General features: G+C 69.4%; 10 protein-coding genes and 1 pseudogene. 2 read left to right on the top strand and 9 right to left on the bottom strand.

Features of this window, described 5'->3' with window-relative positions:
* A pseudogene (locus E3T42_RS16745) lies at positions 1-196 on the top strand (hypothetical protein); the annotation flags it as partial.
* A 183-nt stretch (positions 197-379) separates the two neighbouring features.
* On the opposite strand, the gene E3T42_RS09605 reads toward E3T42_RS16745, so the two are convergent.
* From E3T42_RS09605 to E3T42_RS09580, 6 genes are all read right to left on the bottom strand, one after another.
* A complete protein-coding gene (locus E3T42_RS09605; protein ID WP_134402925.1) occupies positions 380-745 on the bottom strand; it encodes a cupin domain-containing protein in 366 nt (121 codons plus the stop codon).
* 134 nt (positions 746-879) lie between these two features.
* Positions 880-2838, bottom strand: coding sequence for a hypothetical protein (locus E3T42_RS09600; protein WP_134367266.1), 1959 nt, complete (start codon positions 2836-2838; stop codon positions 880-882).
* Between the two features lie 140 nt (positions 2839-2978).
* Positions 2979-4145, bottom strand: a complete 1167-nt coding sequence (locus tag E3T42_RS09595; protein WP_134367264.1) for an alkaline phosphatase family protein — start codon at positions 4143-4145, stop codon at positions 2979-2981.
* Positions 4146-4171: 26 nt separating this feature from the next.
* Entirely contained in the window at positions 4172-5362 is a 1191-nt protein-coding gene (locus tag E3T42_RS09590) for an alkaline phosphatase family protein (RefSeq protein ID WP_134367262.1), read from the bottom strand.
* The gene (locus E3T42_RS09585; protein ID WP_134367260.1) at positions 5359-6675 is read right to left on the bottom strand and encodes an alkaline phosphatase family protein; all 1317 of its coding nucleotides are present in this window, start codon (positions 6673-6675) and stop codon (positions 5359-5361) included. The genes E3T42_RS09590 and E3T42_RS09585 overlap by 4 nt, the downstream gene beginning before the upstream one ends.
* A 120-nt stretch (positions 6676-6795) precedes the next feature.
* Entirely contained in the window at positions 6796-7620 is an 825-nt protein-coding gene (locus E3T42_RS09580) for a nuclease-related domain-containing protein (RefSeq protein WP_255572874.1), read from the bottom strand.
* Positions 7621-7909: 289 nt separating this feature from the next.
* Here E3T42_RS09580 and E3T42_RS09575 point away from each other — a divergent pair, with 289 nt between their 5' ends.
* Complete coding sequence (locus E3T42_RS09575; protein WP_134402924.1) at positions 7910-8482, top strand: PepSY domain-containing protein; 573 nt, start codon at positions 7910-7912, stop codon at positions 8480-8482.
* A 403-nt stretch (positions 8483-8885) separates the two neighbouring features.
* On the opposite strand, the gene E3T42_RS09570 is transcribed toward E3T42_RS09575, so the two are convergent.
* From E3T42_RS09570 to E3T42_RS09560, 3 genes are read right to left on the bottom strand one after another with little or no spacing between them, the layout of a single operon-like run.
* Entirely contained in the window at positions 8886-10631 is a 1746-nt protein-coding gene (locus tag E3T42_RS09570; protein ID WP_134402923.1) for a tripartite tricarboxylate transporter permease, read from the bottom strand.
* Positions 10631-11143, bottom strand: a complete 513-nt coding sequence (locus E3T42_RS09565) for a tripartite tricarboxylate transporter TctB family protein (protein ID WP_241975970.1) — start codon at positions 11141-11143, stop codon at positions 10631-10633. Before E3T42_RS09565 ends, E3T42_RS09570 begins: the two co-directional genes overlap by 1 nt.
* Positions 11140-12135 carry a tripartite tricarboxylate transporter substrate binding protein gene (locus E3T42_RS09560; protein ID WP_241975968.1) on the bottom strand — a complete coding sequence of 332 codons (996 nt, stop codon included), beginning with the start codon at positions 12133-12135 and terminating at the stop codon, positions 11140-11142. The genes E3T42_RS09565 and E3T42_RS09560 overlap by 4 nt, the downstream gene beginning before the upstream one ends.
* Between the last annotated feature and the right edge of the window lie 5 nt (positions 12136-12140).

The raw sequence follows: 12140 nt of genomic DNA, 5'->3' as shown, positions 1-12140 counted from the left end.
GATAAAACAGGGCTGGTTCGATCACCGGATGCTCGACAGCACCGGGTGGCAGATCCGGATGGTCCGGGGCTCGCCCGAGGTGATGGCACCACCCTGGCTGGAGAGCGGACCGCGGAAGTGGCGCAAGACCACGAAATCGCGAATCCAGATGGCCGACGCCATCGAACATAAGAACATCACCCGCGACGACCAGTAGCCGGACACGTAGCGCGACGCCAGGAGGGCCGAGAAATCCGGCCATGGAAGTTGGAGAAGCACCGGGTTGGAGAAGCACCGGGATTGAGAGGCGCCACCTGGATACCGCGTGGGACGACATCCAGGTGGCGGGCTGGAACCGGCTGGAACCGGCTGGAACCGGCTGGAACCGGCTGGAACCGGCTTACTTGGCCGGTGGCACCCCGTAGGCCTCGGCACTGGCGAACTCGATTGCCACCCAGGGTTCCTCACCCACGACGTGGGCGTCGTGGCCTGGCGGGATCGTGTACGAGTCGCCGGCCGTGATGGTGGATCGAGTGCCGTCATCCAGCACCGTTTCGAGGGATCCGGAGACGCAGTAGCCCACGTGCGGCAGCCGGAAGGATTCCGTCTGCACCACCGGTTTGATGCACTCGGACCAGGACCAGCCTGGCTCCATGGTCATCCGTCCGATGGTGTACTCGCCCAGACGGTTGAGGTCCAGGTGGGTCTTCTCCGGAGTACGGCGCTCATCTGGAGCATCGAGGGGCTTGACCTGCAACTTGTTCATCGTGATAGATATCTCTTCCTCCTGCTTCTGGAGGGCCTGTTGACGAGGCTCAGGGCACGCGGCCCAGCGGGCGTGGACGGCCTGTAAGGATTCCAGAATAGTCACCCGGGAGAGAGATTTACAGGGGGTCGGGCCTAGGCTTCCATGTCGTCATGGGTGACGATCCGGCCCAGCTCGATGCCGCCATCCGGAAGCTGCCAGAAGTGCATCCGACGCGCGGCCGGAGTGTTCTGCTCGATCGAGACCCGCATGCAGCGGGCGCCGTCCCAGCGCAGCAGATGCGGATCGGCCGGACCTGCACCCTGGCGCAGAGCGTGCAGGTGCCGCCCGGTGAGGGTCTTCACCCGCCCGGTCAGCACGTCGACGGATGCCTTGAACGCCTTGGCCAGCTGGCCGTCGTCGAGCCCGGCCAGGGAGTCGGGGAACCGCTCTCCCAGCACGTAGCTGTGCGGCAACGGCCATTCCTCGCGGTCCGACTCCGGAACACGGTCGACCCAGGCGAGCAGGATTTCGTGGCGCACCCAGCCGGCCGGGTCCTCCCACTGCGCGCGCCGGGTTTCGTATTCGCTCGCCGCGACCGGGGTGGGCGCCGTGCGGCGGGATTCCCGCAGCATCCGTCTCTGGGCTCGCTGGTCATCGCGCAATTCCGCGACCGTGTGGCGCAGGGTCGCGAGCTCGACCAGGGCGTCGCGCAGCTGCAGCTGAGCCGACCGGGCCTGCTCACGCAGCTTGGCCAGGTCGGAGTCGGTGGCCCCGGCCTCAACCAACTGGGTCTCGAGCCGGGTGATGCGCGCCTTCGCCTCGGCAAGGGAGAGCTGCGTGGACTGCAACGCCGAATGCGGAGCGGGTGCGGGAGTGGGGGTGACACGGAAGGGGATCACAGTCGACGTCGTGGCCGGACGGCGCACGGCGTGCATGCGGCCCGGTCCCGGCGACGGGCGCGGCAGCGGGGCGCGGGCCTCGAGCAGATTCGCGAGGGCGAAGGCCTCGGCGCCGTCCGCTGGGCCGGCGTCTCCGGAGGCGGATCCGCCGGCGGCGATCCTGCCCGCGCAGACCGAGTCCGCGGGCGTGAACCCGGCCACGGCGGGCTCGACAACAGGAAGGGACTCGACCAGGTCGACCACCTGAGCGGTCGGCTCGTCCTCTTCGACCAGCGGCAGCAGCGGACGGTTCTCCTGCAGCCACGGCGGGCCGTTGCGCACCGCGCAGAGCGACGGCAGCACGGTCTCGTCGTCGTCGACGTCGCTCAGGCACAGGTGCAGGGCGCCGCTGGGCAGGTGGATCACCCGCGCGGCCACCACATCGCCCTCGGAGAGGAGCGCGTCGACCTTGTCGAGCGGGTTGGCCGAGATGTCGGCGCGGGTGATCGTGAACTGCAGGTGCGGGTGCAGCGCCAGCACGGCGCGCTGGGCACTGACCTTCTGCACGAGGGCGAGGGTGATGCTGCCGTGCGGGTAGCGATTGGCGATCGCGGTCGTGGTCGGCGGCTTGTTCTCCACATTGAGTCGATGGGTGGGCGCATCGAGCGCACCCCGGATGCGCTGCCCGGGCTTGAGGGTCCAGTCCAGCGGCACCGGCGGGTAGGTCAGCTCCTGCCAGACCGTGGCCATGCCGCCGCCGTCGAGCTCGACCAGGGCGCGCGAACCGCCGAGCATGAAGCCCTTGACGGTGCCGTCGACGGTGATGACGGATGCCGGGGCGAGCGCGAAGAGGCCGGCCTGGTGGGCGTGGGCGAGGGCATCCGTGACCAGCTGGTCGGTGGCGTGCTGGGGGTCGCCGTGGGTGAAGCGAAGCCTCGACCGGGACAGGGTCGCGAAGGCGTCGCCGACCGGATAGGAGCGACCGGCGCTGCCGTATACCTGGAATTGCGGTGGGAGCAGGTCGCCGAGCTGGCGGGTGAGTTCGCCGGTCTCGATCAGGAAGACCCGGGTGACGTCACCGATCTGGCTGGAGAGTTGCTCGATCCCGATTTCGGGCACGGCGGTGCCGAACGGCGACGACACGACAACCCACGGTCGATCGCGGCCTGAATCGTGCAGCCCGATCGCAAGTTGTTGCACCGCGACGCTGTTGTCCACGCGGGTATACACCACTGTCTCCCCTTCCAGCCTTCGTGACGGGCTGTGATTCGAGGGTACGCCTGCCGCCTGTGAGAATTGTCCGCTCGTGCACCTGGCGGACACCGAAACGGGCTTTCAGCGTTAGCGCGCGGTGTTGAAGTCAGTGCACGGTGTTAAAATCGGTGCGCGGTGTTGAACACGTCCGAACCGAAACGGGCCAGGCCCGGGGTCGCCGCGTAGCCCAGATACGGCAGCGAGAAGGTGTCCTCGATCGTCGCCAGCAGACTGTAATGGTTGTACGGCGTGTCGGATGACGTGCCGCCGGCGGTGAACGGAGAGAGCACCAGGGCGCCGACGCGCCCTCCCCCGGGACCCTCGATGCCGGGACGGGCGGCGTTGGGTCCGGGCACTTCGCCGCAGCACGCGCTGGAGTCGGATTTCGCGCTGTCCGACTCGTCGAAGGTGATCACCAGCAGGCCGTCGGCCGCGAACGCCGGCGAGGCGAGGATGCGCGGCACCCATTCCCGCAGCCAGGCGTCCGCGCTGGCCAAACCGCCCGGTTCGCCGTCGACGCACGGGTAGTCGTGGCCGTCATGGCAGAGGTTCGGGCTGATCATCGTCAGGTTCGCTGTCGTCGACGCTTGGGCCAGGTCGCCCTCGAGCTCGGTCAGGTCCACCACGTTCCGGGCGCAGTCGGGCGAGCCCGTGATCCTGGCGAAGTATACGAACGGGTTGTGGCGGGCCGCGTACATGTCCCCGGGCCGGGCACGCTGAGTGTCGTCGACCGCACCGGGCGACGGATGCCGGCACGCCTTGCCCATGTCCTCGAAATACCCCTTCCAGCGCAGGCCCGCGGTGCCCAGCTGGTCGGCGACCGTGGGCACCCCGGCCGGGTACACGCATCCGTCACCGACCGCCTGATCGAAGTCGGCCGTGCCCGTCTGAACGAAATTCGTGTAGGTGCCGCAGTCCGCCTGGGTCTGCGGGTTCGGCCCCTGCCCGGAAATCTGCGCGATGTAGTTGGGCAGCGAGTGGTGCGCCACCCCGAAGTACTGGGTGAGCAGCACCCCCTGGTCGCGCAGGGTGCCCGACAGATACGGGGCCGTCGAATCCGCACTCCAGGTGCGGTCGTACCCCTTGTTCTCGAGGTTGATCACGAAGACATGCTGCACGCCCGGCCGGGCCGACGGGGTGGATGTCGCGGGCGGGGTGGATGCCGCGGACGGGACAGGTGTCGCGAACGGGTTCGCCCCTGGCCAGAACACGGCGGCGGACGCGAGCGCGAGAAGGAACAGCCCGACGACGGCGCCGAGGAGCCAGCGGCGGCGCGGTGATCCCATGCGCTCATCATGCCCCGGAATCGCCGTTACCGGTGGCGACCCCCGTTGTACACATCCAGTCCGAACCGGTTGAGTCCCGGCGTCGCCGCGTACCCCAGGTACGGCAGGGCGAAGGTGTCCTCGATGCTGGCGAGGAGGCTGTAGTGGTTGTACGGCGTGGTGGAGGTCGTTCCCGCCGCCACGAACGGCGACAGCACCAGGGCGCCGACCCGGCCGCCGCCGAGCCCCGTGATGCCGGGCAGCGGGCTGTTGGGGCCGGGGCCCTCGCCGCAGCAGGCGGAGGAATCGGTTTGCGGGCTGTCCGACTCGTCGAAGGTGATGACCAGCACGCCGTCCCGCTTGAACGCCGGTGACGACGTGATCGCAGGGACCCACCGCTTCAACCACTCGTCGGCACTGGCCAGCCCGCCCGGCTGCCCGTCGACGCAGGGCGCGTCATGGCCGTCGTGGCACAGGTTCGGGGTGATCATCGAGAGGTTCGGCGTGGTGGCGGTCGACGCCAGATCGGCCGTCAGCGCATTCAGGTCCACATCGTTCCGAGCGCAGTCCGGCGAGCCGGTGATGCTGGCGAAGTACACGAACGGGTTGTGCCGGACCGCGTACTGGTCCCCCACGCGCGCCTTCTGCGTGTCGTCCACAGCACCGAGTGACGGGTGCCGGCAGGAGGACCCCATGTCTTCCATGTACCCCTTCCAGGTACGCCCCGAATCGGTCAGCTGGCCGGCGACGGTGGGAACGGCGGCCGGGTACACGCATCCGTTGCCCACGTATTGTCCCGGGCTGGTCGTGCCCGCACCCACGAACGGCGAATAGGTCTGGCAGTCGGCCTGGGTCTGCGGGTTCGGGCCCTGTCCCGAGATCTGGGCAATGTAGTTGGGCAGGGAATTGTGGGCGACGCCGAAGTACTGGGTCAGCAGCACGCCCTGGTTGCGCAGGGTTCCGGCCAGGTAGGGCGCAGCCGACGCCGGCCCCCAGGCGCTGTCGTAGCCCTTGTTCTCCAGGTTGATCACGAAGACGTGCCTGGCCCCGGGCAGGGCGCCGGTGCCGGTGCCGCCTCCGGTGCCTCCTCCAGCCGCGGCCCCCGACCGGGCCTCGGCCTCCGGTGGGTCGATCATCTGACCCAGGGTCGCCGTCGCCAGCAGGATCAGGGCCGCGGCGGCCATCCAGCGCAGCCCGAGAGGTCGACGGATGCCGGGTGCCCCGCGCGTCACGCTCATGGCAGCATCCACCCGTCCGCGAGCGCCTTGTCCCTCAGGGCCGGCCATTCTTCGACCGAGGGCGTTCCCACCGGCGCGCAGGGCGCACCGGCCACGAAGGGCGGAACCAGGTATTTCGGGGCGAGCAGGTTCGGGGGGCTGGTGAAGTCCAGGACCTCCGCGATGTTGCGCGCGGCCGTGTCCCGCGGCGTCAGCGGCGGCAGATTCCAGCGCCACTCGATGGCTTTCAGCACGGAGGTGTGGTCGTACGTCTCGTGCGCGACATGGCGGCGCCGGGCGCGCGGCGAGATCACGACGGCCGGCACCCGGAAGCCGCGCAGGGCGTTGCCGGGATCGGCATCCGGGGCCGTGACCGGGGCGACGTGGTCGAAGAAGCCGCCCCACTCGTCGTAGTTGATCACGAACAGGGTGCGTCCCCACGCCGGGCTCTTCGTGACGGCCGCGTAGACCTCGGCGAGGAAGAGCTCACCGGAACGGATGTCGGCGTGCGGGTGGTCGTCACCGGAGGTGCCGGAGCCTTCGTCGGAGAACCGGGGGTCGACGAAGGAGACCTCCGGCAGGTTTCCCGACGCGCAATCGGCCAGGAAGTCGGCGTACGGGTGTGAGATATCGAGGTACTTCGTGCCCCAGAGCGCGGTGAACGGGATGTCGCCGTAGTAGTACTTGCCGCGCAGTCCGGCGTCGGACAGCCGGTCCCAGATGGTGGGCAGCGTGCTCGTGACCGTGGAGTTGTGGGTGCGGTCGGTGGCCCCGGCGTGCTGGTAGAACCGGTTGGGGTACGTTTCGGCCATGGTGGCCGCGAAATACCGGTCGCAGACCGTCCAGTCCGGTCCGGCCTGGCGGAAGAAGTCCAGATCCGTTGAATCGTAGTAGCCGATCGCGAAGGCGTCGCTCTCGCCGGATCGCAACCAGCCGTCGCACTTGCCCGAGTTGAACTGGATGCGGCCGCCCTCGTACGAGTGGTCGGGGTCAGGGTGCCCGCAGCCCTGGAAGTCCCCCAGATGATGCGTGGCGCGCCGGACCCGGTAGCGGTCGGTGTAGGTCAGCCCGGCCTGTTTGCCGTCCGCCCCAGGCATCCAGCCGAGGAAATGGTCGAAGGAGCGGTTCTCCATCATGAGCACGATCACGTGGTCGATCCCGGAATCGGCCGGGGCTGGCAGGGTGGCGGTGACGCCCGGTTGCCGCGCGCTGCCGGGGTGCCCTGCCGCGCCGAATCCGGCGCCCTTCGCGGCGCCGGCCGCGCCGCCGGCGGCCATGGCCCCGGCCGCCATGGTGCCGACCGTGGTCAGAAATTGTCGTCGAGTCGCATCCATTTGATCGACTAGATCACGGGCAGGCGGCAGAAATGGACGTTCCGCCGTCTGTTCCGGAGCCCTTCCTCGGATGTTCGCGCGATGTTCACCCCCGCCTTCATCAGCGGAAGGTGAGGAGTTTCAGCCGCCGGTTCCCCCCAGCAGAGGCAGCACGGCGATGCCTGCCCCGAGGACGGCCAGCGCGGCGCGCAGGATCCAGTGCAGGCGACGGATGCCGGCCACGCGCATCCGTCCCGGGGCCGCGGCGTGTTCGGGCTCGTTCTCGTTCTCGTTCTCGTTCTCGGGCAGAGCGCGCCAGCTGCCGGGACTGTCGAGCAGGTCGGCCACCTCCTGCACCTCACCGGCCGTCAGCACGGGGTGCAGGTTGACCAGCCAGCGGCGCAGGTCGCCCGCGTCGATGACCTTGACCTGCTCGGGTTTCTCCATGATCACGAGCTGCTCGGGGTTGACGAAGGCGATCACGGGCTGAACGGGGGCGAGCAACGGCATCCGTGCCTGCACCAGTTCCGTGACCCGCTCGGCCGCGAACTCGGCAGCCCGCAGGTAGTGCACCTTCTCGCCGTCGACGGACATATCGTGCTTGCCGACCCGGACTTGCGTGCCGCCGTGGTGCTTCGTGCTGATCGTGAAGATGCCGCCGGGGCCGATCACGAGGTGGTCGGCGTTGGATTTTGCCGCGCTGACCACGGAGTGGAACACGGTCCATTCCGGCGGCAGCGTCGCCAGCAGTGAGCGCACCACGTTTGCTCCCTCGGCTCCGAAGTACCATGACGCACCGTCGGCGCCACGCGACGACCGGCCGAAGATTCGACCGAGCGGCGAACGCGGTGATGTGCGCGGTGATGTGCGCGGTGATGTGCGCGGTGATGTGCTTTCCCGCCGGCCCAGAAGCTGATCGTGAAGGGAGGGTGCCGCGAACGGCGGGCGCAGGGAGGCACTCTCCATCATCATCGCTCTCCCCCCCAGTACTGACTCGAATCTAGCGACTGGGCCCCGGCGCACAGCAGCCCCCGAGGGGGGGCCGTCTCACGGCAGTCTCCTGCCGAGGCTCGCCCTTTGCTCCGAGACTCGCCGATGCGGCGGCGACGGTGGGCATCCGTGGCGATTCTCGGGGCCATTCCGGGCCATGTGCGCAAGCCGTAGCCGCCCCGCCCCGACTCCGCAGCTGGGGGCGGCGCCATCGCTCCGGCCGTCGTGTCATCGGGACCGTGCGGTATCCCCCAGACTGGGGGGTGTGACTTTTTCCTGGGTGCCCCGTGTCGGAAACAAGACCTGGATCGCGGTCGCCGTGGCCGTCATGGTCGCCGTGGGCGCCGGTGCGGCCGGAATCGCGACGGCCGTCGGCAGCGATGACACGCGCCTGACCGACAACGAACTCGAACGCGCGAGCCGCGCCGCCCTCACCGTGATCGGGCCCGGCACCGTGACGGATGCCCAGCGCCGCCCGGCCGCCGCCACGCCATACGAAGTGGAGACCCGGCTCCCCAACGGGGTGGAGGTCACCGTCGAACTCGACGCCACATTCGCCGTCGTCTGGATGAGCACTCCCGGCTGGACGGGCGAGGGCGCATCCGCTCTCGCTCCCCGGGCGCTTACCCGGGCCGAACTCGCCAGCGTCGACCGCACGAGCTCCGAGCAGGCCGCCCTGGCCGAGGTCGGCAGCGGAACCGTGACCGACTTCCGGCAGAGCACCGCCCTCGACCACGCCTTCGAGGTCGAGGTCACCCTCGAGAACGGCACGGCACGCGTCGTCGAACTGACCGAGCGCAGCCAGGTCGTGCACGCCGGGCGGTCCGCCCTGCGCTGAGCCCGGGCGCCGGCCGGGTCTCCGTCCGCCGGTCCCGCGTCGCCGGACCGGGCATCCGTACGCCGAGTTCGCCTGTTCCGGTCGAGCATCCGTCGCCGAGTTCGCCTGTTCCGGTCGAGCATCCGTCGCCGAGTTCGCCTGTTCCGGTCGAGGTCGCCAGGCACACTTGGCGAACTCGACCGGAAGTGACGAACTCGGCGGATGTTGAGCACCGCGCGACTGTTCCGCGAGACCGCGAGGGCGAGGGCCAGGGCGCCCCGCGGGTGCCTGACGGTGGCATCCGAGAGACGGATGTCGCAGCATCCGTCGCCGAGTTCGCCTGTTCCGGTCGAGGTCGCCAGGCACACTTGGCGAACTCGACCGGAAGTGACGAACTCGGCGGATGTTGCCGGCTACGGCTGCGTCAGCGCACGAAGGTGTCCGACTGGTCGGCGTCCTCGGGCGCAGCATCCGTGGACGAGGCATCCGTCGACGCAGCATCCGTGTACGAGGCATCCGTCGACGCAGCATCCGTGTACGAGGCATCCGTCGACGCAGCATCCGTCGACGCAGCATCCGTGGACGAGGCATCCGTGGACGAGGCATCCGTGGACGAGGCATCCGTGGACGCGGCACCGACACCCAACCCACCGGCACCCGGCCCGGCAGCACCGCTCGGGACGATCCCGGCGCGACGCCGCGCCCACCGCACCAGAGGCGGAAGCACCAGGAACAGCACGATCACCGTGTACATGACCACGGCCACGGGCTCGCTGACGAGAGCCCCCGGGTCGCCGTTGCTGATCTGCAGCGCCCGCCGCAGCTGACGTTCCATCTGCGGTCCAAGGATGGCGCCGACGATGATCGGCAGCACCGGGAAGCCGTACCGCCGGGCGACGTAGCCGAGCGACCCGATCAGCAGCAGGATCACGATGTTGAGCGCCTTCAGCCCCGCGGCATACGCTCCGAGGGTCGCGAAGAACAGGATCCCGGCATAGAGGTAGGGCCGCGGGATGCGCAGCAGCTTCGCCCAGAACGGCGCGAGCGGCAGGTTCAGCAGCAGAAGCAGGGTGTTGCCGACGAACAGGCTCGCGATCAGGGTCCAGACCAGCACCGGTTCGGTCTTGAACAGGAGCGGCCCGGGGTGGATCCCGTACTGGTTGAACGCGGCGATCATCACCGCAGCCGTCGCCGTCGTCGGCAGGCCCAGGGTCAGCAGCGGCACGAGCGTGCCGGCCGCCGACGCGTTGTTCGCGGCCTCCGGACCGGCCACGCCCTCGATCGCGCCCTTGCCGAACTCCTCCGGATGCTTCGACAGCTTCTTCTCGACGACGTACGAGAGGAAGGTGGGAATCTCGGCCCCGCCGGCCGGAATGGCCCCGAATGGGAACCCGATCGCGGTGCCGCGCAGCCAGGGCTTCCAGCTGCGCCTCCAGTCCTCCTTGCCCATCCACGGCACGCCCACCGGGATGGTGACCGGCTTGCCGTGCCGCAGGTGGGCGGCGATCCAGAGCGCCTCGCCGATCGCGAAGAGCGCGACCGCGATCACGACCACGTCGATCCCGCCGGCCAGGAGCGGCTGCCCGAAGGTCAACCGGGGCTGCCCGGTGGTGGCGTCCATGCCGACCAGGCCGATGGCGAGCCCGATCATCAGCGACGACAGGCCACGGATGCGCGAGGTGCCGAGCACGGTGCTCACCGCGATGAACGCGAACACCATCATCGCGAAGTACGACGGGGCGCCGAGACTGATCGCGATCGACACGATGAACGGGGCCACGAACACGAGGGCAGCGGTGGCGATGGTGCCGGCCACGAACGAGCCGATCGCGGCCGTCGCGAGCGCCTGGGCGCCCCGGCCGGCCTTGGCCATCTTGTTGCCTTCGAGGGCCGTGACCACCGAGGAGGACTCCCCCGGCGTGTTGAGCAGGATCGAGGTGGTCGACCCGCCGTACATGCCGCCGTAGTAGATGCCGGCGAACATGATCAGCGACCCGGTCACGTCCAGCGCGTAGGTCAGGGGCAACAGCAGCGCCACCGTCATGGCCGGCCCGATGCCCGGAAGCACGCCGACGGCGGTGCCGAGCAGCACGCCGATCAGGGCGAAGAGCAGGTTCTGCAGGGTCAGCGCGTTCGCGAAGCCCTCCATCAACAGGGAGAGATTTTCCATCAGAGAATTCCCGTCAGCAGGCCGGCCGGCAGGGGAATGCCGAGGCCCAGTACGAAGCCGTAGAACGTGGCCACGGCGAGCGCGATGCCGATCAGCAGCCCCCAGACGTAGTGCCGGGAGCCGAGCAGAAGCGTCGAACCGTAGAAGAGGATGGCGCTGGTGATGACGAACCCGAGGGGTTCCATCGTGAACGCGGCAGCCAGGATGAGCGCGCCCAGCCCGAGCAGCGTCGGCCAGTGCGCACCGGTGGTGAGGTCGATGTCCTCGCCCTCCTCGGGGTGCCCGTGGCCGCCGCGCAGCACGTTGACCGTGAGCGCGATCGCGCAGAGGGCCAGGCCCGCCGCGATCAGGAAGGGCACCACCTGCGGGCCCATCACCCCGGTGCTGACGGCGGTGTGACGGATGTTCGCCGCATCGACCGCTACGACCGCGGCGAGCGCCCCGAGCAGGGCGGCGACGCCCAGCTCGGAGCGACCGCGCATCAGGGTGCTCGGGGTGGTGACGCCGGTCACACCAATCCCAGGCTCGTGAGCGTGCTCGCGACCCGTTCGTCCTGCTCGGTCAGGAAGGTGGAGAATTTCGTGCCGGTGAGGAACGCATCCGTCCAGCCGTTGTCCTCGAGGACCTGGGCCCACTCGTCGCTGTCGTGCATCGCGGTGACGGCGCCGATCAGGCGGGCCTTCTCGGCTTTGGTCAGGCCGGGGGCCGCGAGCAGCCCGCGCCAGTTGGTGAAGACCAGGTCGACGCCCTCTTCCGTGAGCGTGGGCGCGTCGATCACCGGGACGCGCTTCGCGCTGGTGACGGCCAGCACGCGCAGCTCGCCCGACTTGACCTGCTCGAGGTATTCGCCGTAGCCGGAGGCCGCGAACTGGAGCTTGCCGCCCAGGATGGCCGGCAGCATCTCGCCGCCGCCGTCGTAGGCGACGTAGTTCACCGTGCTGGCCTCGATGCCGACGGCATCCGCGAGCTGCATCGGCAGCAGGTGGTCCGGGCCGCCGGGCGAGGAGCCGCCGCCGACCGCGAAGTTCGCCGGGTTGGCCTTCCACGCGGTGACCAGGTCGTCGAGTGTCGTGTACGGGGAGTTCGCGGGCACGAAGATGGCCCCGGCTTCTTCGATCAGGCGGGCGATCGGCTCGGCATCCGCGACCTTCGCATCGCCCTCATTCGTGTACGCGGCGCCGACGACGCCGAGGCCCATCACGAGCAGGAAGTTCGCGTTTCCCTTCTCGGTGAGCGTGCGGGCGAGGCCGATCGTGCCGCCGGCGCCGGCCAGGTTGGTGACCTCGGTGCCGGTGCTGATGCCGACCTCGTCCATGACCCGCACCGCGGCGCGGCCGGTCACGTCGTAGCCCGAGCCCGGCGCGTTGGGCACCATGACCTGCAGGTTCTGGAGCGGCTCGCTGTCGGTCGCGGCTGTGGAAGCCCCGCCCGTGACGCCGCAGGCGCTGAGCGCGAGCACCAGGGTTGAAGCCATCATGGTGCTGCCGATGAGACGCCGCGACATTGCTG

This window comes from Cryobacterium sp. TMT4-10, from assembly GCF_004403275.1.
In the GTDB taxonomy this organism is placed as follows: Bacteria; Actinomycetota; Actinomycetes; order Actinomycetales; family Microbacteriaceae; genus Cryobacterium; species Cryobacterium shii.
This window is presented reverse-complemented; position numbering and strand designations above follow the sequence as displayed.

Excerpts from the sequence above, each read along its gene's own strand:
- E3T42_RS09590 (WP_134367262.1), bottom strand. The coding sequence starts at position 5,362 with ATGAGCGTGACGCGCGGGGCACCCGGCATCCGTCGACCTCTCGGGCTG.
- E3T42_RS09580 (WP_255572874.1), bottom strand. The coding sequence starts at position 7,620 with ATGGAGAGTGCCTCCCTGCGCCCGCCGTTCGCGGCACCCTCCCTTCAC.
- E3T42_RS09585 (WP_134367260.1), bottom strand. The coding sequence starts at position 6,675 with ATGGATGCGACTCGACGACAATTTCTGACCACGGTCGGCACCATGGCG.
- E3T42_RS09560 (WP_241975968.1), bottom strand. The coding sequence starts at position 12,135 with ATGTCGCGGCGTCTCATCGGCAGCACCATGATGGCTTCAACCCTGGTG.
- E3T42_RS09605 (WP_134402925.1), bottom strand. The coding sequence starts at position 745 with ATGAACAAGTTGCAGGTCAAGCCCCTCGATGCTCCAGATGAGCGCCGT.
- E3T42_RS09570 (WP_134402923.1), bottom strand. The coding sequence starts at position 10,631 with ATGGAAAATCTCTCCCTGTTGATGGAGGGCTTCGCGAACGCGCTGACC.
- E3T42_RS09595 (WP_134367264.1), bottom strand. The coding sequence starts at position 4,145 with ATGGGATCACCGCGCCGCCGCTGGCTCCTCGGCGCCGTCGTCGGGCTG.